Raw genomic sequence first — 25,446 nt, forward strand, 5'->3', positions numbered from 1 at the left:
TGGGCATTGTTATTTAGACTATTGTGAAACAAAGGTATTGTAACTTTGTACAGCATTATTATAATCACTTGAAGCGCTGTCGAACCAGTTTTCAATATTAGCTGTATCTAATTTCTTTTCTTGCAGTCTGTCTGTTACTGTATTTAAAGATTCTGTAGCAGATGAACATTTTCGATAAAACGTTTCATATACACTTTTATAGTATGCATCTTTTAGTTTAGAGGTGTCTTTTTTACTTATGTCTTTGTTTGTTTCAATAGACGTTTTTAGTGTGCTTAGAGCTGATTTTATTGTGTTAACGTCAGGAGTTTTTGTTTGAAACATGTCAAAAACAGCATTTAAATCAATTAAATCTTTTTTCATAGGAATTACGAAGCTTGCGATGGGGCTGTTTTTTAGTAAAGCAAGTTCAGCTTTGTTTCCAGCATCAGATGCTAGATGCCCAGCAGTTCTCCATGATATTTCAGATTTTTTTATATTAGATAAAAGGCTATCGTTGATTTGATTGTATTTAATTAGTTTTTTATCTTCCTTAAAATCTTTATTTGATACATAGTTGCTTAATGCAGTGCACCATTTGCTCACAGACTTAATATTATTTTCTCCCTCGGATACGTTTTTTTTAATGGCCATTTTTTCATCAAATACTGGAGCAGCATTAAGTGTTGCTGTGTAGGCAGTTTGTATACTGGATTGGACAGTTAGATCACATCTAACAGCATGCGGTGTCAAATTTGGATTTTTAACCAACCGTTCTACATTAGATTGGACATTTGACGCAATATTTTTATAGTTTTCTAATGTTTTAGAATAGGAGTTACTAAGATCAATAACAGAATTCGATAGTTGTATAATCTTTGAAGCGTCAGGCTGTGGTTTTGTTACTTTTTTCTTCTGCGCACATAGACCAATAGAAAAAATTAAAAAAGGCGTAACAAGGTGTAATTTAAGTTTCATTGTAGCTTTATTGTTAAATTTAACAAACAAAAATACGGAAAAAACTTATGTATTGATTATTTGAATTGTAATTCCATGGGATAATAAGAAAACAATTGAATTGGAACAGTATTATTTTTCAAATTAAGGCATTACATTTGTAATGCCTTAATTTTTTCAAACCTACTATTTATGAGAGAACTTTTGACGATTTCTCTTGTCTTTATTTTGTCGTTTAACAAAATAACAGCACAAGAATCAATCATTGAACACAAAATTCAAAAAGGAGAAACTGCTTATTTCATAGCCCAGAAATATAAAGTTTCCTTAGATGAGATTTACAAATTAAATCCCGAATCACAAAACGGATTAAGGGATAACCAGATTGTCCGGATTCCTGTGCATACTCCAATTATGGAGACAGAAATCAAACAACTTACACACACAGTTGCTGCCAAAGAAACATTGTTTGGATTGTCAAAACAATACAATGTGAGTGTCGAAGCCATTCAAAATGAAAACACTTCAATCCTTGCTGATGGATTAAAAATTGGTCAGGAACTTATTATTCCACAAGAAAACAACAGTAAAGTAAAAAATGCCTCTATAAATACAGTTACTTCTTCTAAAGCAATGCATCAGGTTTTAGCAAAAGAATCTTTATTTAGTATTGCCAGACAATATAATGTTTCGGTTCAGGATTTGGAAACTTTAAATAAGGATATCTTATTAAATGGTTTGCAGATAGGACAAACAATTGTAATTCCGAATAAAAGAAAAACAATCGATGGCAGAGTTCGTATTATAAATGGAGAGACTATTTTTCATGTTGTAGCTCCAAAAGAGACAAAATATTCGATTGCTAAAAAATATGGAATTACAATAGATCAGCTTGAGTCTCAAAATCCTGAGATTGTAAACGGATTAGTTGAAGGTAATAAGTTAGCTATTAATATTAAAGAAATTACGCCTACCAACGATAATGAGGAGTTGATGCTTGCATTGGCAGAGAAACAAGTTGTAGTCGAAAAAACCAAAGCTAAGACAATCGAATTAGAAGATTTAAAAGATCGATTGGTGATTCAAAAAGAGATGAACCAAAAAGTAATTAAAATCAACGATCTTAATGTTGATCTTAAGGGCATGGATGGTTTAAAAGGTAATTCGATTGAGAAACTGCGACTTGTTTTAGAAGCTAATAAAAATGTTCAGGAAGTCTTAATGTCAAAATTAGATTCACTGGTTGTAATTATGACTGATGATTTAACTGAATTAAAAAAGATGGATATCTTGAATATGAAAGAGTCCAAACGGTTAGAGAAGAAATCGTATGAAAGCATTTCAAAGACTAACGAATTATCATCTCAGCTAAAAAAAGAATTAGCAGAGAACAGAAAGTCTTATGCTGGCTTGATGAATAAAGTAGAACGAATCGCTGTTGAAGAAAATCAAGAGTACAAAAGAAAGGTTCGTGAGAATATTAAAAATAAAACTGGGGAGACGTTATTGCAAAGTCTTTCTTTAGAAAAAATCCAGTATTATAAAATTGATCAAGAGAAAAATGATGCTCAGAATCAAAAATTGATTGCTAAAATTGATTCATTAGATACTCAGAAAAAAATAGAAGTAAAACGACGAATAAGTAAAGCTTCGTTTTACGGATCTGAAGCCCGCGAATTTGATGATAGATTGGCTTTGGTAAAATTAAAAAGATACCAAGATAAAGTATTACATAATCAAATAAATACTGAAACTCCGATTACGACGTTATCATTAGATGAAATAAAGCAGAAGATAAAAGAAGATCCACTTTATAATAATGAAGAGGTAAAGATTGAAGTTTTTGATAACCTAAAAGCAGTTCCTAACGGATATTATTTGGTTTTAGGTATATTTACAGACGCTACGCAAAGAGATCAGTTTATTATGAAGCTGATAGACACAGGTGATTTTAATGCCAGTTTCTTCTATAATGTAAACAGCCAATCGTATTATGTTTATTCTGATGCTTTTGAAAACATAGAAGAAGCTTTATATAAGTACAAACAAAAAGAAAATACGCCACTTTATAAAAATTGGAGTATTGCTAAATTAGAATTATACATTAGCAAATAATTAACAGGTATGATGAATCTTGTTTTATACAGAAATGCTACCTTGTTTTAAATTTTTTACCATATTATGAAATACATTTCAATACTAATTACAACCGTTTTTTTGATATCTTATTCTGTTTTTTCACAGGATAAAATTAGTAAACACACTGTTGCCAAGGGGGAAACAATTAACCAAATTGCGCAAAAATATAAGGTGACTCCTTATGATATTTATAAACTGAACCCTGATGCACAAAGAGGATTAAAGCTGGATAGTGTTTTGTTGATCCCGAATAACTCAGGAAAAGCTACAAGTTCAGAAAAAGTCACAGCAACAACAGTTACTCCTAAAAAAACAAATGGAACAATTACGCATGAAGTAGTGGCTAAGGAAACACTTTTTGGGATTGAAAAAAAATATAACATTTCAGATGAAGCTTTAAAAAAAGCCAATCCATTTCTTGAAAAAGATGGTTTACAAATAGGACAGACGCTTGTTATTCCTTCAGGGAATAGTACCGCAAAAGATTCAAAAACAATACCTGCCACAAAGTTAGTTCCTGCTAAAAAAGAGCAATATGTTTATCATGATGTTTTGGCAAAGGAAACTAAATATTCGATTGCAAAACAATACGGAATTACAGTAGAAGAATTAGAAAAACGCAATCCAGAAGTTGTTCCTAACCTGCCAGTAGGATATCGTTTAACTATAAAAGGAACTGCTCCAAAAACTGTTGCGACTACAGCTCCTATTGTTAAAAATGAAGTGAAGTCTCCAGTAATTGAAACTGTTAAGAAAGTATCGTATGCAGATTATCAGGTAAGACCAAAGGAAACATTATATAGTTTGTCTAAAACATTTGGTTTATCGCAAGACGAATTAATAAAATTGAATCCTACACTATCCGGAGGAGTTCAAGAAGGGATGATTTTGAAAGTTCCTGCTGGAATTATGCCACCACCAGAAATAAAATCAGAAACTAGACCAGAAATTAAAGAAGAGGTTAAAGAGATTGTTACTTTATCTAAAAAGAGAGGATCTAATGATCGTAAGAAAATAGCGTTATTGTTGCCATTTAATTTATCTAAAATTCAAAATGATACAACAAGCACTGCTAGTCGTTTGAAGAAAGACAAGTTTTTAAGTATGACTTTAGATTTTTATTCTGGGGCATTAATGGCAATAGACTCGGCTAAAGTTCTTGGATTACCAATAGATGTTTCTATTTTTGATTCGCAAGAAACTAAAGGAGGTTCAAATGTAGCTTCAATTATTCAAAATAATAGATTACAAGAAACCGATGCAGTAATCGGGCCATTCTACCAAAGCAATGCAGAGTCAACTGCTAAGTTATTACTAGAAAGCGATGTTCCGGTAATTTCTCCTTTGTCTAAAGATAAAGGGAATGCTTTTGATAATCTGTATCAGACTATTCCTTCGAACGATATTACTAGGAATGCTATGTTTGATTATATGCGTTCTAAAGGAGGAAATATAATTGCAGTTGTTGATAAGAAAAAAGAATCAGTAAGACAATATATTCAACAAAACCAAAAAGGAGTAATTTTTGCACCAGTCACAGAAGCAGGTGATTTTAATCCTGCAGGTTTAAAAATTCAGTTTGTACCTAACAGAATGAATTATGTCGTAATGGAAACAGCTAATACGGCTATGATTAATGCTACAATTAAAGTTTTATTGAGTTCTATGTCGGCATATCAAGTACAGTTGGTAATTCTAGAACCAAATAATACATTAGACACAGACGAGGTTAGCTTTGAAAGTTTGACTAAGTTGAAATTAATGTATCCATCAATAACACGTGAAAATGAATCTTCAGGTGCACTTATTTTTGAAAAAGAGTATAGAATCAAAAATAAGATCAATCCAAATACGTATGCTACCAGAGGTTTTGATGTTACTTTTGATACTATGATGCGTTTGTCTCAGGGGAAAACCTATGAGGAAACTGCAAACGAAATCGCAACGGAACAAATAGATAATAAATTTGAATTTTATAAAAAAGAAGATGGAGGCTATGCCAATAAAGGCGTTTACATCTTGTATTACGATAGTGATTTAACAATAAAAGAAGCGAACTAATGACATCAAAAGTAACCTACTTAGGAGATTTAAGAACTAAATCAATACATGTACAATCAGGAAGTGAAATCATTTCTGATGCACCTTTAGATAATAATGGAAAAGGAGAAGCTTTTTCTCCAACAGATACTGTAGCAAATGCTTTGGCAAGTTGTATGATGACTATTATGGGAATTAAAGCCCGTGATATGAATGTTGATATTGCTAACTCTACTGCTGATGTTACTAAGATAATGAGTGCTGAACCTAGAAGAATTGGAGCAATAGAGATTGTTTTTGAAATGAAAGGAACAGACGATGAAAAAAGTAAAACGATCTTGGAGAGAGCTGGTATGACTTGCCCAGTTTTCTTGAGTTTACATCCTGAAATCGAAAAGCGAATTACTTTTAACTGGAAGTAGTTTTGTAATAAATCCATATTTAAAAAGCCATCAAAGAATATTTTTTGATGGCTTTTTAATTTTTAATTCGGTATACCTTTTTCGGGTTTCAGGTCTTCTAAGATAGGAGTATCTATTGTTTTTACTTCTTTTTGAATAGTTTCATTTTTTTGTTCAAAAATGGTAATATTGTTTTTACCTTTTTTAAGCCAACATCCTGGTACGTATAGTGTTTGTTGAGGACCAACACTCCAGTAACGACCAATATTAATTCCGTTTATAAATACAATTCCTTTACCCCAATCGCGCATATCTAAAAATGTGTCTCCAGTTTTACTAAGTTTAAAAGTACCTTGGTATAAAGTTGGACGGTTTGTTTTTGCTGAATTTTGGTATGCTATCAAATCTGGTTCAGAAGTCATAGGTAATTTATACATTTCCCAATCGCCAGTAATTGTTTCTCCATTAATAATAACAGGACTTATAATTCCTTTATTATTGGCATTAATTTGTGCTCCGTAATTGATACGTCCCATGTTTTCAACAACAATATCTAGAGTAGCATTAAAGGGAACTTCGATTTCGCAATTGTACTTTTTATAATAACGATTTAACTCAGCTACTTTTTTTCCGTTTACATATACTATTGCATAGTCACGTAATCCATTTAATTCTAATTTTCCGCTAATGGGCTGAGTGAATTTTTTGCTGTACCAAACATAACCGTTACCTTGATTTAACTGTTCGAATGTTAGTGGATTGTCTTCTATTACAGGAGTGATTTTTGATTTTAAATCAGCTAAATCGACTGCTTTAGTAAGCTTAATATTCGGAATAGTTATTACAGGTATTTTGGCAGGAATGTCTGGAGTTTCGGCTGTTTTTAATAATTCTCTAAGTGCATTATATTTTGGAGTTGCCCAACCAGCTTCACTAATCGGAGCATCATAATCGTAGGACGTCATATCGGGCTGAATATCGTGTTCTTTGTCGTAATTAGCACCAGAAGTAAAGCCAAAGTTTGTTCCTCCGTGAATCATATAATAATTAAACGAAACTTGGTTGTCTAAATATTTTTTTGTCTGACGTACGGTTTGTTCTGGTTTTTGAGTTGGGAATGGTTCTGCCCAATGATCTAACCATCCAGGGTAAAATTCTGCCACCATATAAGGGCCTTGATTATTATTGAATTGATTGACTACCGTTTTTAGTTTAGTAATATCACTTTCTCCGTTTGCTGTTGGTAAAGCTCCTGGTAAGGCGCCACCTTCAAATAACCAACTTCCATCAGAAGTAAAGAAAGGAACTTCGAAACCAATGTCTTTTAATTGTTGGAATACAGCCGCGCTATATTTTTTATGTTCTTCTAAGGGTATGTCTTTTCGCTGTGCAACATAAGAACCGAATTCATTCTCTCCTTGTACCATGATAATAGGACCTCCTTTAGTAATTTGTAAATCTTTAACCTGATTATACAATTCGGTAAAATAGGCTTTGGTTGCAGTTAGATATTCTTTGTTGTTGCCACGAATTACCATATTAGGTACATTTTGTAAAAACCACGGATAGCCTCCAAATTCCCATTCGGCACATACATAAGGACCTGGACGTAAGATTACGAATAAGCCTTCTTCTTGTGCTATTTTAATATATTCAGCTACGTTTTTATTACCTGTTTTAAAATCCCAAACTCCAGGAGTTATTTCGTGATAGTTCCAAAATACATACGTTGCTACTGCATTTAATCCCATTGATTTCATCATTTTTAGGCGATGACGCCAGTATTGTTGTGGAATTCGAGAATAGTGCATTTCGCCCGAATGGATTTGTGTAGGTTTACCATTCAATAGAAAATTACCATCGCTTATAGCAAAAGTTTGTTTTGGTTGAGCATATAGAGGTATTGTTATTAATAAAGAAAATAAGAGGGCTAAATAATAGATTTTTTTCATTTTGGTTTGCTTAAAAGTGGTACGCATAACAAACAAGAGGGCACTTTATATGGGTGCCCTCTTGTTATAATTTAACTAACTTCAAAAATATTTATTTAGAAAATTCTAAACCTTTTAATTTGTTCCAACCACCACGTGTGAAATCAGGAATTTCTACTGGAGATGAATTATTGTCAAGAGAAATTTCTGTTAATGGAGCTAAACAAGACCATTCAGCTAAATCGTACACATCCATATCAAGAGGTAATCCGTTTTGTAAGCAGTAAATCAAACGGTAATCCATGATGAAATCCATTCCACCGTGTCCACCAACTTGTTTTGCTTTTTCTTCTATTCCTGCAACAATTGGGTGTTTGTATTTTTCCATTAATGCTTTTTTCACTTCTTCTGGCATGAATCTGTGTGCATTTAAGTTTTCATGATCAGGTTTAATATCTGAGCTAATTGATTTTGCATCTAATGCATAACCTTCTACAGGATATTTATTAGCAAATCCTTTAGTTCCACTAAGTTGGTACATACGACTGTATGGGCGTGGAGATGTTACATCATGTTGAATTTGGATTGTTTTACCATTTTCTGTACGAATCATAGTCATAGTATGATCACCGTTTCTAAAGTCTTTAACATCAACTCCAGATTTTTCTTTAATGTAAGCAGGGTTTCCTACTGCTTTTGTATCCATAGATACTAAGTAGTTCATTTTGTCACCACGGTGAATGTTTAATGCCTGACAAGCTGGTCCCATACCATGTGTTGCGTAAATGTCACCACGGTGTTTTTTGTTGTAATCCATACGCCAGTTATTCCAGTATTCTCCCCAAAATGGTTGAAGACCGTGAATATAAGAACCTTCAGCATGAAGAATTTCTCCAAATAAACCTTGTTGAGCCATGTTTAATGTAGTAAGTTCGAAGAAATCATACACACAGTTTTCTAACATCATACAGTGTTTACGAGTTTTTTCTGAAGTATCGATAAGATCCCAGATTTCTTTCATATTCATTGCACCAGGAACTTCTATAGCTACGTGTTTACCATCTTTCATGGCTTGAGTACCAATGTTAGCGTGATTTTTCCAATCAGTAGCAATGTATACTAAGTCTACATTTGGTAATGCTGTAACTTTTTTCCATGCATTAGCATCTCCATAAAATTCTTGTGCTTTAGGAAGTCCTCTTTTAGTTAGAATCTCATTTGCTTTAGCTGTGTTTTCTTGGGTCATGTCACATAATGCAACTATTTCAACTCCAGGAATATGTGTCATACGTTCTACTGCTCCTGGACCACGCATTCCGAGTCCGATAAAAGCAACACGAACATTTGGAATTGGTGCTGTAGCTAAACGTAAAACATCTTTTTGTCCTTTGGCACGAGGAGGAGTAGGTGTCTTAATCATTTGAGCTGAAGAAGTAGCATATCCTAAAAAGAAGCAGGATATTAGAATAAATTTAAAGATACTAGTTTTCATGTTGAATTAATTTAATTTAATAGTGTGGGACATTCTGCTTTAAGACTGTCTTATCGTTGTTGTCTTTATTTTAATTTTATGGCAAAGTACTAAAATTTATACTTGGCATATTATGATTTAATGGTTTTGTGAACTTAGTTTTTGCTTTGGTGTATTGATTAAAGAAACCTCCATCTTTTAAAAGAAAAAACCTTTTTCTATACCACCGGAATAGTCCATTCTATATCCTTTTCTGCCCGTATTATCTACAGTGAAAGTGGCAGTGTCTATTTCTTTCCAAATTCCTTTGTCATCGCAATACCATTGATTGTTAAACAAAACTTTGCGGGATTTATTTCCTTGTTGTGGTACAAAATTTTCTAAGAAGGAATGAAATCTTTTTAAATAGGTGTTAGTTTGCGGACGATTAAAACTAGCAATTAAGATCCATTTTTTTTGTTCAGGTGCATAAAAGTAAGCGGTGTATGTAGTTGAGTTGTCGTTTTGAGGAACTCCATTAAGTAAGAACTTATAAGTGGTTCCTGCTTTCCAGTTGTATTTTAAATAGCTTTGTCCGCCAGATCCTTCATTTCCAAACTCACCAGTTTTTACATTTTCTCCCTTTTTAAGCATTTTAATTTTATGCGAATCTGGAATACTTTTAGGATCATCAGTAACAAAAGGACTCCAAACAGAGAATAATACACGGCGTTCTGTTTCAGAATTTACCTGAATCCCAAAATAACCTTCGCCAAAACCGTTTGCCATATAATAAGATCCTATTTTATCTTCGTTTACAGGAACAGTAATTTCGTTGTAATACCATTGAACATTCACTTTTTCTGGTATTTCGTAATTTAAATGTACAGAAGGACCTCTTCGACCCCAATGAAAAAAATTATCATCATTATTTGGAACATAGGCAACCTTTCCTTGAAGTGCCGCCCCATCAATGATTAATTTAGAAATAGAAGGAAAACTATTTTGTGTTTTAGAGATTCCTTTTATTTTTAAAGCCACATATCCTGTGTCAACAATTTTCCATTCTCCTATTAGAATAGGTTTTTTGTTAGATTGGTCAAATTCGATTTTTTTGAATTCTTTGTTAATGCCAAATTCTAATGTAGATTTTCCTTGAATAGTTACATTTTCATCTGTAGAAATTCGGATTAACCCTGGAGTTGAAACTCTAAAATAAACCGTAAAATATTCTTTAGGGTTAGTCCAGTTTTCTATTCCATTATCAGTTATAGTATTGTTATTCTCATGATTATTAGAACTGAAAGCATTGCCACCAAGAGGCAAATGAATTTCGTTTTTTGAATCTTGTGCTAATACATTTGTACTTAAAAATACCAATGTAAGGAAAGAGAAAATAATTTTAAAATATTTCATTTAGCCTGATTTTAGCTATTATTTGTTTTTTGCATTTAACTTCTCTAGAATCCCCCTTATCAGCAAGGGGGAATTCTAAAGAGAGCCTTATTTACTAACTAACCATTCAATTCAAAATTAGTTTTTTTCAAAATCTTGTTTATGGATTTTGAGTTAAAGTCCCAGGATAAGCATTTATTTCCGATTGAGGAATATATTGTACTACTCTTAGGCTTGTTGCTGGATAATCTATCATTGGAGAATGAGGTCCAGGATAGTGACGAGTCATTGTTTGTCCATTTCTGTACACATCAGAACCACGGTGTGCTTCAAAAGCAAGTTCTAATTGACGCTCTTCATCAATAAGTTGTGCTGCATTTGTACTTGTTAATGAAGTGTATCCTCCACCTATGATTGATCTTTCTCTAATTACATTTAAATTAGTAACAGCATTTTGATAATCTCCTTTTTTAGCATAAGCTTCTGCCATATTCAAATACATTTCGGCTAATCTTGAAATAGTAGGTGAATGCAGGTGAGAGCTGTTATCTTGTAAAGAACATTTTGTAATGTAGTACATTGGATATACACGATTTAATAACATCATATAATCTTTTTCACCTACATATGTTTTACCTCCATAAACAATTGAATAGCTGTTCTCGGCAGCATTAACCGCTGTAAGGTTGTAATTTACATCTGCTATAGTAATATAATAGCTACCATTTGGATTCGTTTTAAGCGGTTGTTGAACATAGTTATATCCAGTTTGTACATTATCTTTATCAAAAGCATCTGTTATAAAGCGGAAAGCGGCTGTTTTATTATTGGAAGCATCCAATGCATATTGAGGATCAATAAAAGCCCATCTTGCATCTTTCTTTAGACCAGATTTACGTAATAAGTCTAGGTATTTTGCACTTGCATACATTTCTCCCCAACCTTGTCCTTGTATATTAGCATACATACCACCAATACCATTATAATGATCATCTCCAGAGTATTCTGAAGCGACACGTTTAACAGCAAAAATAGTTTCAGTTTGCCCGCTTGCATCAGGTGCAAAAGTGTTGTATTTCATAAAATCGTTTCTACTAAGTAAATTGTAACGACCACTAGAAATTACTTTGTTTGCATATTCAATAGACAAATCAGCATATTGTTGATTTGGTGTTTCATATGTACCACTCATGTATAAATACACTCTAGAAAGCATTGCTTGTGCCGCTTGTTTAGTAGCATAACTTGCTGTTCTGTTTTCATTCATTAAAGCTTCTCCTTTTTTAAGGTCACTTATTGCTTGCTCATAAGTTGCTTTTACAGTAGTCCTGTCTGGTAGATTAATGTTGGCTAAATCATCAGGTAATCCATTTACAATTGGCACGCCTAAATTAGTTTCTGGTGATTGTGCATAAGGTCTACCGAATGTTTTACCTAAATAGAAATAAAGCATTCCTCTTAAGTAATACGCTTCTCCTAATTGTTGATCCATTTTAGGGCTTTCGCCTTCAGAAATCATTTTCATAAGGTCACTTGATTGTGAAATAACTTTGTAGCTATTATTCCAAAAAGTGGTTAATCTATCATTTATAGGAGTATGTTGATAAGAAATAAAAGGGAAGAATCCATCAGTAGAGGTTCCTCTAATCATGATATTATCTGCAGAATACTCACCAATACGGTGCATCTGATCCGACCAATTCTTAAGTTGTGCGTAACATCCGTTAAGAAGTACTTCTACAGCAGCTTCTTTATCGTTCATGATTTTATCTTTTGTGTAAGAGCCATATGGTTCTCGCTCTAACTCACATGAAGATAGAAAACTGAGGGTAATAAATAATATGAATATTTTTTTCATGATTTTGAGTTTTTAAAGAGTAAGATTAAAACCTAATACAAATCGGCGTGATTGAGGATATACAGAAGTTGAAACTCCAGTTATCGATCTTGTACCATTTCTTAGTTCATGTGGCGGTATCTCTGGATCAACACCTGAGAAATCGGTTAATGTAAACAGGTTTTCACCAGATACAAATATTCTAAGATTTGATATATTCAAGCGCTCAATAGATAGATTATATCCAAATGATACACTTCTTAATTTCAGGTATGATCCATCTTCTAAGAAACGTGTTGATGCTTTATTAGAGTTGCTTGAATTATTGTAAACAGCTTGTGGATGAGTAGCAATATCGCCTTTCTTTTCCCAACGGCTCCATCCACTCTGAAGATTCATTTGGTTACGATCTGTATAAGCTCCGTCTGAATCAAACTCGGCACGAGCATAGTTATAAATTTTACCACCTACAGAGTACGTGAATGTAGCTCCAAAATCAAAGTTTTTATAATTTAAAGTAGTCGAAAAACCTCCAAAATAAGATGGAGTGTAAGCTCCTGCGGCAATAGGATTTTTTGATGCTTCACCGTAGCTTGACGTTTTAACGCGTTCTCCAGTAGTAGCATCGGTTTTATACCATTCTGGTTTTCCGTTGTCAGAATTTACGCCTGCCCACTCAGGAAGATACCAAGTATCTACATCCATTCCTGGTTTTAATAATTTAGATGCTGAACCAGAAATGTTCGTTCCGTCACCAACAATAATTTGTTGTTTTGTTCCGTAAAGGCTTGTTACTTTATTTTTGTTTATTCCAATATTAGCATCTACATTCCATTTCCAATTTTCATTTTTAATGATATCAACATTTATAGATGCCTCAAAACCTTTATTATTTACAGCACCAACATTTCTCCAAATGCTAGTTACTCCAATTACTCCAGGTAGTGGTACTTCGTATAATAAACCAGAGGTATCTTTGTCATAATAATCTAATGTTATGTTCACTCTGTTTAAAAAACTTACATCTAAACCAAAGCCTGTCGTAAAAGTTTTTTCCCAGCTCAAATCAGGGTTTCCTATTTGTGAGATAATAGCACCTGGGTTTTCATTATATCCTGTAGATACAGAGTACAATGGCAAGTGAGGATATAAGTTTGTTGGTCTATTTCCTACTGAACCATAACTAGCTCTAAGTTTTAAGTTGTTGATGTAATGAGCTTTAAAGAATTTCTCTTTATGAATATTCCAACCACCACTGATAGAAAAGAAATTTCCATATCTAGCATTTTCTCCAAAATTAGAAGCCCCATCACGACGGATAGAAAATTGTGCCATATACCTATCATCATAAGTATAATTGATGTTGGTTAACAAAGATTGTACAGCCCATTCTGATCTTCCACCACGAACTTTTTCAGGAACTGTAGCAGCGTCTGGAACAATGAATCCAGGAGGTATTCCAGTTGCAATTCCTTCAGTATTTTTGCCTTTATATTCATTCCATTCGTATCCAGCAACTGCATTTATAGCATGAGCACCAAATGATTTGTTGAATTTGAATAATTGATTGCTATATAGTCTATTATTGCTACTAGTTTTGTCAGTAATTCTTCCTTTTACAGATAACCCTTCTGAAGATCTTGGATCAGCGTAGGCCATTGAATTAAAGTTTGAAAAAATATAGTTATTTGTAGAAGTAAATGTTAACCAGCTATTCAGTTTAACATCAAAGTCTAGGTTAGTTCTAACACTATATCTTTCAGATTCGGCATAATTCCATTGTAAATCGTACAAATAGTTAGAACCTGTTGTATTTACCCAAGTTGGGTTAGGTTGATTACCTACCAAAGTTCCGTCAGGTAAATATGGACTATCCCAAGGCATATTGCCATACATAGCGCCTACAGAATGCTGTCTGTCTTCAGTTTCAGAGCGAGTAATATTTGCTTGAGGACGTATAGTAATCCAATCATTTAGTTTATAACTAAATTTAAGAAGTAAGTTGTAACGAGTGTAATCATATCCTTTTACAGCACCAGTTTCGTCATATACTCCAAGAGATACATAGCTTTTAAACACATCACTACCACCATTAACCGAAAGGTTAAAATCTCTTGCAATACCTGTTTTTGTTGCATTTTTCCACCAGTCGTAATTTTTATTTCTTAATTCTGGAGTCCACCACCAAGCATTACTGAATTCTTGTTTGTTTGGAAATGAATCATATAGATCATATAATTCTGAACCGTTCATGATGTCAAAATTTCCTGAATTAACAGTTGTAGCAGCAGTCTTAATAGAAGCATTAATGGTTGCTTTACCGCTTTTACCACTTTTTGTAGTAACAATAATTACACCGTTTGCTCCCTGAGAACCATATACAGCTGTAGATGCAGCATCTTTAAGAACTGTTAACGTTTCGATATCAGCAGGATTCACATTTCCTGAACCGCTACCTACAATAACACCATCAACTACCCATAGTGGGTCAGTACTTCCGTTAACTGTAGTTTTTCCACGAATAACTATTTTTCCAACATCACCAGGTTGTCCGTTACCAGAACTTACATATACCCCAGTTGCTTTACCAGATAGTAAGTTCTCAACAGTTGGAGTAGTAGCGTCAATTAGTTTTTTATTATTAATGGTTTGTAAAGCACCAGTAAGACTTTCTTTTTAATTTTGCTGTAACCTACAATAACGACCTCGTCCATTACTTCTCCTGCTTCCTTAAGAGTAACAACAATTGGGCCTTTTCCTATTGTTACTTCTTGTTCTTGCATTCCCATATAAGAAATAACCAATACTGTTTGGTTAGCTGCAACCTCAATGGCAAATTCACCATTGTAATCTGTTTGTACCCCAATGGTAGTTCCTTTAATTAGGACGTTTACTCCCGGGAGAGGTAGTCCCGAAGCATCAGTAACTTTTCCTTTTACAATTTTTTGTACAAGTGCTAAATCAATTGTGTTTGAACTATTTGATTTTGATGGAGCAGCTGTTGAAATTTGAAAAGTCAAAGCGAACAATGAAAGAATTGTTAATTTGATTTCCTTCCTAGATGGTCTGTTAAACCATAAGTCTCTAGGCTTTTTTTTAATTAATAATTTCATACTCTTAAAAATGTGTTTGGTTAATAATTTGTTTTGTGTTGTGTTAACTGGTATTCATTTTTATTATAATCGATTTAAGGTATTATCGCCTTAAATGAAAATCGTTATTCTATATACTTCTTGACTATTAATTATTTTAGGAAATCATCTTTTCTGAGCTTAAAATCACACACTTTTTCTTATTTATTTAGAGGTTATTTTTTAACATAAATTGTGTTTTATTTTTTAAGATATGACGAAACTATATATTTAATTTTTATTAAACAAGGAAAACAGCAAAAAATGTGCTCGAACACACAATATTTGTGTTCTCGAGCACATTTTTTTTATTGAAAATGTTTTTTTAGTAATAAAATTCTAGTTTATTACTAAAAAATAGGCGCCTAGTTATTTGAGTAAAAACAAGAATTTTGCAGATAATTATTATTAGATGAGGGAATAAGGAAAAAGATTGCTGAAAAAATTATCAAATTTTTATAAAATGATTTAATTGAATGTCGGATAATTTATAATAGAACTGTTAATAAAATAATAATATAGTATCAATATCGATCTTAGGAGCTATATGTTTGAAGTGTTTTTTTCGATTTAATCAATGAATTAAATAAACCTTTAAATACTTGTGTTTATTTAAAGGTTTTATTACTTGAATCTAGAGAAGTTTTTCTTTCTAATCTCAATTAGAAATGAAAAGAGAAAGGAGAATGTTTTTAATTGAAATAGCCGAATATGGAAGAAATTATAATGCGTTATTTTGAAAAAAAAATTATCTTTTGTTATTAAGTGTAATTGAACCAATTTCTTTACCTGAATCATTTAGCATTTGTAGATTTAAAACTTCGGGGTTGGCATCAATTCGTATTAGAGTTCTTGTTCCTGTTTCTGGCCCACCACCAATTACAAAATGATAAGAGTGCTCTTTGCTTGGCTCAAAGATTCCGTATTCATGGGTATGTCCTGCAATAAATAAATCGATTTTGTATTTTTCAAATAAAGTGCCAAACAATCTGCGGCATTCGGTTGTTCCATGTTCTTCATCAGAGTGATAATGTGGGATATGCATCATTACTACACGGAATGGAGCGTTTTTAAAAGCTTTAGATTTCATTTGTTTCTCTAACCAAATAGCTTGCTCCTCGCGATAAGAATCGTAATTAACAGTTCCGCCATATACGGGGTGAGAATCTTTTTTATCTTCACCAGTATCTAAAACAATTGTAAAAACAGGTCCCATTTTAAAACTATAATATTCTTTCTTATCATAATTGTAATAATAGTCTAATAGATTTCTAGAATATTTGCCTCTAGTTTCGTGGTTTCCTCTTACGAACATAAAAGGCTTTTCAGTCGAAAATAAACTACACGGATTGAGTAAGTGGTTGATAATTTGATTTTCATCTGTTTGATAGTCAAACATGTCTCCGTTAAGAAAAACAAAGTCGTAAGGCTTATTCTGATTAAGTTCTATTAGTTCTTTAAAAGATTCTGGACGATCGTGAATGTCATTTAAAACCAACCAACTGACTTCTTTTTCTTTAGGGTTGAGGGTTTTAAAAGGATAGGTTTCACTACTTATAGTGTCTCCAAATGTAATTTTATAAGGTCGGAAATCTACAATTTGTTTCGAGAAAACTTTGTAGAAATAGTTAGTATTTGGTTTAAGGTTCGTTAATGTTACCGTATTAATTCTAGAATTGGTATTCATCATACCGTGTGTGCATTGTTCGGCTTTTGTTCCTAGTTTTTCGGTTTCACCATATTCTATCCAATTTAAGCAAAGCTGGTTAGTGAGCCACATTATGGTAATGCCATCATTGGTGGGAGCTTGCAGATAAGGTTTTGTTAAAAAATCGTGTTTAGAGTCTGGTACTTCAATATTTGAGGTTGATGCTAAAGCAGATAAAGGTAGGCCTGTTGCTATAACTGATCCTGAAATACCAGCAATAGTCTTCGTTAAGAAGGAACGACGGGAGTTTTTTTCTTCTTTCATAAAAGATAAAAATTTGGTTATTTGTAGTTTGTAAATGGTTTTATTTGGTGTTAATGGTAACGAAACTATCAATTATATTGTATTAAACAAAGAATATTTTGTAAAATGTGTTCGTGCACATTATTTTTTGTATTATTGTAATGATTGTGCTAAAACGATAATTTAAGAATGATATGAACGAGGAAATTAAGAATTATGAGGTAAATTTAATACCCAAAAATCAATTGACTGTATCAGGAAAGGGCGATTCTGATTTATGGAATAAAGCAATTGTTCTGGATGATTTTTGCTCGCCTTGGGATTCAAAAACAGTTTCCCGAATTGAGTTTAAAGCCTTATGGGATGAGGAGCAATTGTTTTTTTGTTTTACTGTATATGATTCCGAAATTCATATAGAAGGGAAAGACGATAGTATTGACAGTATCAATAATTCCGATAGGGTAGAGTTGTTTTTTAGAGCAGACCGTTCACTTAATCCGTATTATTGTATGGAAATAGATGCTAAAGCTAGGGTAATGGATTTTATAGCCTATCCTGATAAGAATTTTAATTTTGATTGGTCCTGGCCAAAAGATGATTTAGTAGTTAAATCATCTGTAGATAAAGATTGTTTTGTGGTAGAAGGTGCAATACGTATTGCATCCTTAAAGAAGTTTGATTTAATAAAGAATAACCAAATCGAGACGGGTATTTTTAGAGCCAAGTATTCTAAAACAGATGGACATGATTATGAACCAACTTGGATAACTTGGGTGAATCCTGTTACTGAAACACCTAATTTTCATATTTCATCTTCGTTTGGAATCTTAATCTTGAAGGAATAAATTATTCCAGATAAAAGTCAGCATTTTCAGAGTTGATGATGTCGATTGGTAAAAGTGTAACTGCTGGTGTTTCTTTGTGGAAAAGAAAGTGTTCTATGAGGTAAGTTATACCAAGGTAAGCTTGTCTTTTCTGATTTTGATGAATCAAAAAATCAATTACACCCAAGTTTAGATTATTCACATTTTCATCGATTAAATCGTAACCAATTATTCTGATTTTTTTATCCTTAATTTCGCTAATTGGTTTTGCTATTTGATAGGCTTTAGATGTAGTAATGAAAACACCAGATAAGTCGGGGTTTTCAATAATAAAGTTTTTTAGGCCTAACTCGACATTTGGGCTTTTTAATTTTAGTGTCGTAATCTTGTAGCCTGGAGTTTCTTTCTCGCTAAAGTAATTTTTGAAACCTCTTTCTTTTTCCTGCATGTGAATTGCATTCTTATACGTTTCGTCAATATGTATAATTGCAATATGGCCTTTGTCTAGTATGGTATTTAATAATTTAGCAGCTACGCGGCCACTTCTAAATAAATCTTGTCCGACAAAATTCTTAATTAATGTAGATTCTACTTGATTATTGAATGTGTTAACTACAATGTTTAAAGAATCGTATTTTTTTATAGCTTCTAATGTTTCTTTATGGAATAATGGAGCTAGCAAAACTGCGTCTGGTGCTTTTTCTATAATGACCTCAGTGATACTTGTGAATGATTTTGTCTTTTCTGGATTAAAATAAAACGTTTCTACAAGTATATTATATGCTTTAAACTCTTGTATTGCATCATTTATTCCTTTAATGCAAGGAGACCAATACGGGTCGATTTCAGGATCGGGTAAAGCTATGCAAATGCGATAGATCTTATTATTCTTGAGATTTCGGGCAATAAGATTAGGCTCGTAATTAATTACATTTAAAACTTCATTTACTTTTTCTAGCGCCAAAGGGGAAACTTTTCCTCTTTTGTGCAAAACTCTATCTACAGTACCTTTTGAAACTCCTGCTAATTTAGCAATATCTTTAATTGTATACTTTTTATCCATAAGAAGGCAAATATATAAAAACTTTGTGTTTGTTTTTTTCTGATTTATTTACAAAAAGAAAAGGTTTTTGTATTCGTAATGAAGTTTTTGAATTAACGACATAAGAAGTTAATGTATGAAATTAGTTCAATATAAAACAAAAATATAAAATTAGATATTCTTATTTTAAATATCGTAAATATCTTAATAATTTCCAGGAACAAGTTAAGCAATTTTTATCTGTATATAAATACGTGTGCTCGATAACATAATTTAAGTGTGTTCGAGCACATTTTTTATTTTTTCTTAGGTTAATTAAAATTTAATATCTAGTTTCGTAAAGTTAAAAATAAAATAAAAGCCTGTTTCGTAAACTAATTACAGTGTAATTAAAGAATTACATTGTCTTAATATATTTTAAAAGTGAAGAAAATTATATCATTAGCACCAGGGCGAACTTGCCTTTTTGGAGATCATCAAGATTATTTAGGATTACCAGTTATAGCATGTGCAATAAATAGAAATATAGAATTAACAGCAGTGCAAAATGAGACTTCAGTTTTTAAATTAAACATGGTCGATATTGATCAAGTCAGAATTATCGATATCAATGCGACTTTTGAAGAATTGGAGCCACGTGATTATTTTGCTTCTTCATTACGAGTTTTAAGAAGACATGGTTGTGTTCCTACTGTTGGGTACGATATTACGATAACAGGAGATATTCCTATTAACTCAGGAACCTCAAGTTCATCGGCATTATTAATTGCTTGGATTAATTTTCTTATAACTTCATATGGTGTTGATTGTGATGTTACACCAGAATTTATTGCACAAATGGGATATGCTTCTGAAGTATTGGAGCATGGAGAGCCAGGCGGAATGATGGATCATTTTAGTATTGGAGTAGGAAATATTGTTCATATTAATACAAGTGTTCCATTTTCATATAATATAATTGGGACAGAATTAAAAGGTTTAATTACAGGAGTTTCTGGAGTTCCAAAAGAAACAATAGGATTAATTGGAGAATTAAAAGGCAATGCTTTATTAGCAATTGATATTGTAAAACGGAATTTTAGAAGCTTTGATTTGCATAAAACTGAAATTGTAGATATACATAAATATAGTAATTATCTGCCAGATAGATTAATTCCGTTTTTTGAAGCTGCTATAAAAAATCACTATTACACAAGAGAAGCTCTAAAAGAATTCGAAAAACCAACGCTTGACTTGGTGAGAATTGGTGAATTAATGAATCTACACCATGTAGTCTTAAGGGATTTATTAAAAATAACAGTGCCAAAAATTGACGACATGATTAATGCAGCATTACAGGCAGGAGCCTATGGAGCAAAGATTGTTGGGTCAGGAGGAGGAGGAAGTATTGTTGTAATTGCAGATCCAAAAAAAGAAGCTGAAGTTGTAGCAGCAATATTGGCAGCAGGAGCAAAAGAAGCATATACTGTAAGTGTAGATCCAGGAGCAAGAATAATATAATAATATTAAAATTTTAAAGAATAAAACATGCATGACAATTTAATTATTTTAGCAGGCGGTGCATCTTCTCGAATGAAAAAGGAAGTTGTATTGAATAATTTAACGGAAGAAGAAATAGCTCAAGCAAACGAGCGAAGTAAAGGACTTATTGGAGTTGGTCCAAACGGAAGACCTTTGCTAGATTATCTTTTGCTAAATGCAAAAAAAGCAGGATATAAAAATATCATCATCATAATAGGAGAGCAAGGAGAATTGTTTAAAGAGTTTTATGGTAATAAAGATAAGGATAATGATTTCCATGGTTTGAATATTTCATTTGCAGTTCAGTATATTCCAAACGATAGAGTAAAACCATTTGGTACAGCCGATGCTTTATTTCAAGCGATAGAACAATTTCCAGAAATGAACTCAAAAAGTTACTCCGTTTGTAATAGTGATAATTTATATTCTACTGCAGCTTTGTTAGCTTTAAGAGAAACAAATAGTTTAAACGCTTTTATAGGTTATGATCGTGATGCTTTAGAGTTTCCATCTGAGAGAATTTCGCGTTTTGCAATTGCTAAACTTGATGCGAACAACCAATTATTGGATATACTAGAAAAGCCAACGGCAGATGATTTAGAAAACTATAAAGATTCTGAAGGAAAATTAAGAGTAAGTATGAATGCTTTTAAATTTGATGGAGCAATGTTGTATCCATATCTAAAAAACTGTCCAGTTCACCCAGAGAGAGACGAAAAAGAATTGCCAACTGTACTTTTAAACGCAATAAAAGATAATCCCAACACTACTTTAGGGATCCCTTTCTCAGAGCATGTTCCAGATTTAACTGCCAAAGAAGATATTGCTGAAGTAAAAGAATATCTTAAAAAACATTACCCACAGTTAAATTGGGAAGCATAAAAAATTAACAAAAATTTCATATCTAATTTAGGAATAAGAAGAACTTATTGAGCTACTTTTGTCGTATCATTGCAAAAAAAACGCAACTATTTGTTGCGGTTTTGCAAAAAACATGAAAGTGTTGATGCTATTTTAGATTGAAAAAACTACTAAATCTATTAACCATCAACCAGAAAAAAATTATGTCAAAGACTGAAAGTGCAATACGTATAGATCAAAGGAGTACAATTATTCCTATGGTTATTTTAACCGCATTATTTTTTATTCTAGGATTCGTTACTTGGCTTAACGGACCTTTAATTCCTTTTTTTGAGTTAGCTTGTGAGCTAACTGCTTCTCAAGCTTATTTTGTAACATTTGCTTTTTATATTGCCTATTTTGTTATGGCAATTCCATCATCTTGGGTTATAGAAAAAGTAGGGTATAAAAATGGAGTTTCGCTTGGTTTAATTGTAATCGCTATAGGTGCTTTTATGTTTTATCCAGCAGCGGCAACAAGAACTTATGTTTTCTTTTTGATAGCATTATTCACAATGGGAACAGGTTTGGCAATCTTGCAAACCGCTGCAAATCCTTATGTAGTTGTTATCGGTCCAAGAGAAAGTGCGGCTGCTCGAATTAGTGTATTAGGAATTGCAAATAAATTAGCAGGATTTATAGCGCCATTAGCTCTAACGGCTTTGGTATTGTCAAATATGCAAGACTACACAGCAGAGAAAATTGCGCTTTTAGATGAAGTTTCTAAAACAGAAGCCTTAAATTTGCTGACATTACAATTGCAAACGCCCTATCTTTATATGGGATTAGTTATTTTGGTTTTGGCACTTTTAGTTAAGTTGTCTCCACTACCAGAAATTGATTTGGATGAAGAAGGAGATGTAATGAATTTGAGTATTTTTAAACAAATAAAAAATGCTTTTAAACACCCACAATTAGTTCTAGGAGTTATTACTTTGATGTTATATTTAGCTGCCGAAGTTTTGGCAGGAGATTCAATCGGAGGATTCGGAAAAGAACTAGGAGTGTATGGTAAAGATGGTAATTTCTATTTAAAATTAACCTCATTTACAATGTCTGCAATGGTAGTAGGGTATATTCTAGGAATTACATTAATACCAAAATATCTTTCGCAAGTTACTGCTTTAAAAGCGTCTGGAATTTTAGGATTAATTTTAGTAATTTTAATAGTTGTTATATCGCCAGAAATAACCGTTCAGTTTTCGGGAATTCCTGATATTCCAGTAGTTATAATTTTAGTAGCATTAATGGGACTTGCAAATGCACTTTGTTGGCCAGCAATATGGCCAATGGCATTACAAGATCTAAAAGGATATACCAAAATAGGAAGTGCAATTTTAATCATGGGTATTATAGGAGGAGCAATCTTTCCTCTTATATATGGAGCTTGGGCTGAAAGTATTAATACTGCTAATCTAGCAAATGGAGTGGCTAAAACGGCTAAAAGCGGAAACCAGATAGCGTATTTAATGTTAGTACCTTGCTATTTGATGATTATATTTTTTGCATACAAAGGGCATAAATACAGAAGTTGGTCTCGCAATTAAGACAGATAAATAATTTAAGTAAATATAAAAAGAAGCGAATAATGTTAAAAAGTTCCATAGATAAGGCGACAGGTTTCGAAAAAAGATTCGAAAACATTGACACGGTGGTTTTTGAAAATTCAACCGAGGCATCTAAAGCAGTTGCAAAGCAAATAGCAACACTTATCAAGTCAAAACAAGAGAATAATGAATCATGTGTTTTAGGATTAGCTACAGGGTCTTCACCAAAAGGTTTATACGCTGAGTTAGTACGTTTACACAAAGAAGAAGGATTGAGCTTTAAAAATGTAATCACTTTTAACTTGGACGAATACTATCCAATGGAGCCAGATTCTGTAAATAGTTACGTGCGATTCATGAAAGAATTGTTAATGGATCAAGTAGATATTTTACCTGAAAATTATCATATTCCAGACGGACAATTATCAAAAGAAGAAATAGCGGATTATTGTGCAGATTACGAAGCAAAAATAGAAGCTTTAGGAGGTATCGATTTGCAAGTTCTTGGAATTGGAGCCAATGGACACATCGGATTCAACGAATCGGGTTCATTACAAAACTCAAAAACAAGATTAGTAGCATTAGATCATATAACAAGAGTTGCGGCAAGTAAAGACTTTTTTGGATTAAACAATACACCAAGAACAGCTATTACACTTGGAGTAAAAAAGATAATGGAAGCCAAGCAAGTTATTCTTCTGGCTTGGGGAGAAGGAAAAGCAGAGGTTGTAAAAAAATCTGTAGAAGGAGAAGTTACCAATAGAATTCCTGCATCATTTTTGCAAGAACACAGCAATGTTGTTTTTGTTTTAGATAAAGAAGCATCATCAAAACTAACGAGAATCAACAGACCTTGGTTAGTAGAGAAAATTGTTTGGACAGATAAATTAACCCGTAAAGCCGTTTTAGGATTAGCCTTAGATTTAAAGAAACCAATTCTAATGCTAACCGATGCCGATTATATCGAAAACGGAATGAGCGATTTATTAGCCGATTCAGGACCTGCTTATGATATCAATATAAAGATATTTAATAAGTTGCAAAACACCATTACTGGATGGCCAGGAGGTAAGCCAAATGCAGATGATACCAAACGACCTGAAAGAGCTGAGCCAGCAAGAAAAAGAGTATTGATATTTAGTCCGCATCCAGATGATGATATTATTAGTATGGGAGGAACATTCATGCGTTTGCAAGAACAAGGACATGAAGTACACGTTGCTTATCAAACTTCAGGAAATATTGCTGTAGCAGATGATGAAGCATTGCGATTTGCAAGATTCGTTACCGATTACAACGAGAAATTTGGAATCAAAAGTGTTGAAGCAGAGAATATCTACCAAAAAGCAGTAACATTCTTAACAAATAAAAAGAATAGTGAGATTGATATTCCAGAAGTTCGTTATATAAAAGGATTAATCAGAAAAGGAGAAGCACGCTCAACAAGTCACTTTGTTGGTTTGCCAGACGAACAGATTCATTTTATGGAACTTCCATTTTATGAAACAGGAACAATCGAGAAAAAACCAATTGGAGAAGAAGATATTCAACTTACAATGGATTTAATCGAAAAAATCAAACCACATCAAATATATGCTGCAGGAGATTTAGCTGATCCACACGGAACACACAAAGTATGTCTGGATGCAATTTTTGAAGCAGTAAAACGATTAAAACCAAAATCATTTATGGATGATTGCTGGTTATGGTTATATCGTGGGGCTTGGCAAGAATGGGGAATTGATGAAGTAGAAATGGCAGTGCCAATGAGTCCAGATCAGGTACTAGCAAAAAGACACGGAATCTTTAAGCACCAATCACAAAAAGATGGCGTTGTATTTCAAGGATCAGATGCACGTGAGTTCTGGCAAAGAGCCGAAGACAGAAATGCTGAAACTGCTGAATTATACAACCAATTAGGTTTATCGCGTTACGCAGCTATGGAAGCTTTCGTGAGATGGCACTATTAGATTTCAGTTTTTAGTCTCAGTAAGCAGTCAGTCTGTAAGCTGTAACTGATACTGTATGCTATTTTGAAATCTGTGGCAAAAAAATAAAAAAGTTATTGAAATAATAATAGCTTTGCATTCAATGGAAGCAAGAAGAGAGAATAAGTTCATATTCTTTTTTCTTGCTTCTTTTTTCTTAAAAAAAATGGAACAAGACAAAAAACTTCTCATAAAATTAGCTCACACTAAAATGCCTTTCGGGAAATACGAAGGACGTTTTCTTATTGATTTACCTGAATATTATGTTGTTTGGTATCATAATAAAGGATTTCCTAATGGTGAATTAGGGCAGCAATTAGCACTTGTGTATGAATTAAAACTTAACGGTTTAGAAGAGTTGATTAGAAATATCAAAAAGCAATATCCCAAGCCTTTAAAATAATAAATTAACA

The 25,446-nt window shown here is 32.8% G+C and carries 18 protein-coding genes; 9 read left to right on the plus strand and 9 right to left on the minus strand.

Features of this window, described 5'->3' with window-relative positions:
* Positions 1 to 18: 18 nt before the first annotated feature.
* Positions 19 to 957, minus strand: coding sequence for a hypothetical protein (locus EAG11_RS02330; protein ID WP_129537714.1), 939 nt, complete (start codon positions 955 to 957; stop codon positions 19 to 21).
* Positions 958 to 1,128: 171 nt separating this feature from the next.
* Between EAG11_RS02330 and EAG11_RS02335 the strand changes: the two genes are divergently transcribed.
* The 3 genes from EAG11_RS02335 to EAG11_RS02345 all read left to right on the plus strand — a co-directional run bounded on the left by EAG11_RS02335 (position 1,129) and on the right by EAG11_RS02345 (position 5,537).
* Positions 1,129 to 3,051: a LysM peptidoglycan-binding domain-containing protein gene (locus EAG11_RS02335; protein WP_129537715.1), complete on the plus strand. Its 1,923-nt coding sequence runs from the start codon at positions 1,129 to 1,131 to the stop codon at positions 3,049 to 3,051.
* A gap of 66 nt (positions 3,052 to 3,117) precedes the next feature.
* Positions 3,118 to 5,136, plus strand: a complete 2,019-nt coding sequence (locus EAG11_RS02340; protein ID WP_129537716.1) for a LysM peptidoglycan-binding domain-containing protein — start codon at positions 3,118 to 3,120, stop codon at positions 5,134 to 5,136.
* Entirely contained in the window at positions 5,136 to 5,537 is a 402-nt protein-coding gene (locus EAG11_RS02345) for an OsmC family protein (protein ID WP_129537717.1), read from the plus strand. The genes EAG11_RS02340 and EAG11_RS02345 overlap by 1 nt, the downstream gene beginning before the upstream one ends.
* 62 nt (positions 5,538 to 5,599) lie before the next feature.
* Here EAG11_RS02345 and EAG11_RS02350 read toward each other — a convergent pair whose 3' ends face one another.
* From EAG11_RS02350 to EAG11_RS02375, 7 genes are all read right to left on the minus strand, one after another.
* Positions 5,600 to 7,468 (minus strand): beta-galactosidase family protein, encoded by a 1,869-nt coding sequence (locus tag EAG11_RS02350; protein WP_129537718.1) that lies wholly within the window; start codon positions 7,466 to 7,468, stop codon positions 5,600 to 5,602.
* A 91-nt stretch (positions 7,469 to 7,559) separates the two neighbouring features.
* A complete protein-coding gene (locus EAG11_RS02355; RefSeq protein ID WP_129537719.1) occupies positions 7,560 to 8,939 on the minus strand; it encodes a Gfo/Idh/MocA family protein in 1,380 nt (459 codons plus the stop codon).
* Between the two features lie 177 nt (positions 8,940 to 9,116).
* The gene (locus tag EAG11_RS02360) at positions 9,117 to 10,313 is read right to left on the minus strand and encodes a DUF3472 domain-containing protein (protein ID WP_207209615.1); all 1,197 of its coding nucleotides are present in this window, start codon (positions 10,311 to 10,313) and stop codon (positions 9,117 to 9,119) included.
* Positions 10,314 to 10,452: 139 nt separating this feature from the next.
* Positions 10,453 to 12,150 carry a RagB/SusD family nutrient uptake outer membrane protein gene (locus EAG11_RS02365; RefSeq protein ID WP_129537720.1) on the minus strand — a complete coding sequence of 566 codons (1,698 nt, stop codon included), beginning with the start codon at positions 12,148 to 12,150 and terminating at the stop codon, positions 10,453 to 10,455.
* A 12-nt stretch (positions 12,151 to 12,162) separates the two neighbouring features.
* Positions 12,163 to 14,775 (minus strand): SusC/RagA family TonB-linked outer membrane protein, encoded by a 2,613-nt coding sequence (locus tag EAG11_RS02370; protein ID WP_371414653.1) that lies wholly within the window; start codon positions 14,773 to 14,775, stop codon positions 12,163 to 12,165.
* Entirely contained in the window at positions 14,757 to 15,242 is a 486-nt protein-coding gene (locus EAG11_RS22045; RefSeq protein ID WP_242499244.1) for a carboxypeptidase-like regulatory domain-containing protein, read from the minus strand. The genes EAG11_RS02370 and EAG11_RS22045 overlap by 19 nt, the downstream gene beginning before the upstream one ends.
* A gap of 766 nt (positions 15,243 to 16,008) precedes the next feature.
* Positions 16,009 to 17,232 (minus strand): FN3 domain-containing metallophosphoesterase family protein, encoded by a 1,224-nt coding sequence (locus tag EAG11_RS02375; protein WP_129537721.1) that lies wholly within the window; start codon positions 17,230 to 17,232, stop codon positions 16,009 to 16,011.
* A gap of 173 nt (positions 17,233 to 17,405) precedes the next feature.
* Here EAG11_RS02375 and EAG11_RS02380 point away from each other — a divergent pair, with 173 nt between their 5' ends.
* Entirely contained in the window at positions 17,406 to 18,056 is a 651-nt protein-coding gene (locus tag EAG11_RS02380; protein WP_129537722.1) for a sugar-binding protein, read from the plus strand.
* Between the two features lies 1 nt (position 18,057).
* Here the strand turns inward: EAG11_RS02380 and EAG11_RS02385 are convergent, their stop codons facing one another.
* Complete coding sequence (locus EAG11_RS02385; protein ID WP_129537723.1) at positions 18,058 to 19,098, minus strand: substrate-binding domain-containing protein; 1,041 nt, start codon at positions 19,096 to 19,098, stop codon at positions 18,058 to 18,060.
* Between the two features lie 402 nt (positions 19,099 to 19,500).
* On the opposite strand from EAG11_RS02385, the gene EAG11_RS02390 reads away from it, so the two are divergent.
* From EAG11_RS02390 to EAG11_RS02410, 5 genes are all read left to right on the plus strand, one after another.
* Positions 19,501 to 20,577 (plus strand): galactokinase family protein, encoded by a 1,077-nt coding sequence (locus EAG11_RS02390; protein ID WP_129537724.1) that lies wholly within the window; start codon positions 19,501 to 19,503, stop codon positions 20,575 to 20,577.
* Between the two features lie 27 nt (positions 20,578 to 20,604).
* Complete coding sequence (locus tag EAG11_RS02395; protein ID WP_129537725.1) at positions 20,605 to 21,480, plus strand: sugar phosphate nucleotidyltransferase; 876 nt, start codon at positions 20,605 to 20,607, stop codon at positions 21,478 to 21,480.
* Positions 21,481 to 21,662: 182 nt separating this feature from the next.
* Entirely contained in the window at positions 21,663 to 23,045 is a 1,383-nt protein-coding gene (locus tag EAG11_RS02400) for a sugar MFS transporter (RefSeq protein WP_129537726.1), read from the plus strand.
* A 41-nt stretch (positions 23,046 to 23,086) separates the two neighbouring features.
* Positions 23,087 to 25,015 (plus strand): glucosamine-6-phosphate deaminase, encoded by a 1,929-nt coding sequence (gene nagB / locus EAG11_RS02405; protein ID WP_129537727.1) that lies wholly within the window; start codon positions 23,087 to 23,089, stop codon positions 25,013 to 25,015.
* Positions 25,016 to 25,199: 184 nt separating this feature from the next.
* Positions 25,200 to 25,436, plus strand: a complete 237-nt coding sequence (locus EAG11_RS02410; protein ID WP_086894244.1) for a DUF3820 family protein — start codon at positions 25,200 to 25,202, stop codon at positions 25,434 to 25,436.
* Positions 25,437 to 25,446 lie beyond the last annotated feature (10 nt).

The sequence above is a fragment of the Flavobacterium sp. 140616W15 genome, assembly GCF_003668995.1.
In the GTDB taxonomy this organism is placed as follows: Bacteria; Bacteroidota; Bacteroidia; order Flavobacteriales; family Flavobacteriaceae; genus Flavobacterium.

What these genes read in the sequence shown, in the direction of transcription:
- EAG11_RS02385 (WP_129537723.1), bottom strand. Translation starts at nt 19,098, where the DNA reads ATGGATAAAAAGTATACAATTAAAGATATTGCTAAATTAGCAGGAGTT.
- EAG11_RS02355 (WP_129537719.1), bottom strand. Translation starts at nt 8,939, where the DNA reads ATGAAAACTAGTATCTTTAAATTTATTCTAATATCCTGCTTCTTTTTA.
- EAG11_RS22045 (WP_242499244.1), bottom strand. Translation starts at nt 15,242, where the DNA reads ATGAAATTATTAATTAAAAAAAAGCCTAGAGACTTATGGTTTAACAGA.
- EAG11_RS02395 (WP_129537725.1), top strand. Translation starts at nt 20,605, where the DNA reads ATGCATGACAATTTAATTATTTTAGCAGGCGGTGCATCTTCTCGAATG.
- nagB (WP_129537727.1), top strand. Translation starts at nt 23,087, where the DNA reads ATGTTAAAAAGTTCCATAGATAAGGCGACAGGTTTCGAAAAAAGATTC.
- EAG11_RS02400 (WP_129537726.1), top strand. Translation starts at nt 21,663, where the DNA reads ATGTCAAAGACTGAAAGTGCAATACGTATAGATCAAAGGAGTACAATT.
- EAG11_RS02340 (WP_129537716.1), top strand. Translation starts at nt 3,118, where the DNA reads ATGAAATACATTTCAATACTAATTACAACCGTTTTTTTGATATCTTAT.
- EAG11_RS02350 (WP_129537718.1), bottom strand. Translation starts at nt 7,468, where the DNA reads ATGAAAAAAATCTATTATTTAGCCCTCTTATTTTCTTTATTAATAACA.
- EAG11_RS02410 (WP_086894244.1), top strand. Translation starts at nt 25,200, where the DNA reads ATGGAACAAGACAAAAAACTTCTCATAAAATTAGCTCACACTAAAATG.
- EAG11_RS02345 (WP_129537717.1), top strand. Translation starts at nt 5,136, where the DNA reads ATGACATCAAAAGTAACCTACTTAGGAGATTTAAGAACTAAATCAATA.
- EAG11_RS02365 (WP_129537720.1), bottom strand. Translation starts at nt 12,150, where the DNA reads ATGAAAAAAATATTCATATTATTTATTACCCTCAGTTTTCTATCTTCA.
- EAG11_RS02335 (WP_129537715.1), top strand. Translation starts at nt 1,129, where the DNA reads ATGAGAGAACTTTTGACGATTTCTCTTGTCTTTATTTTGTCGTTTAAC.
- EAG11_RS02375 (WP_129537721.1), bottom strand. Translation starts at nt 17,232, where the DNA reads ATGAAAGAAGAAAAAAACTCCCGTCGTTCCTTCTTAACGAAGACTATT.
- EAG11_RS02330 (WP_129537714.1), bottom strand. Translation starts at nt 957, where the DNA reads ATGAAACTTAAATTACACCTTGTTACGCCTTTTTTAATTTTTTCTATT.
- EAG11_RS02360 (WP_207209615.1), bottom strand. Translation starts at nt 10,313, where the DNA reads ATGAAATATTTTAAAATTATTTTCTCTTTCCTTACATTGGTATTTTTA.
- EAG11_RS02380 (WP_129537722.1), top strand. Translation starts at nt 17,406, where the DNA reads ATGAACGAGGAAATTAAGAATTATGAGGTAAATTTAATACCCAAAAAT.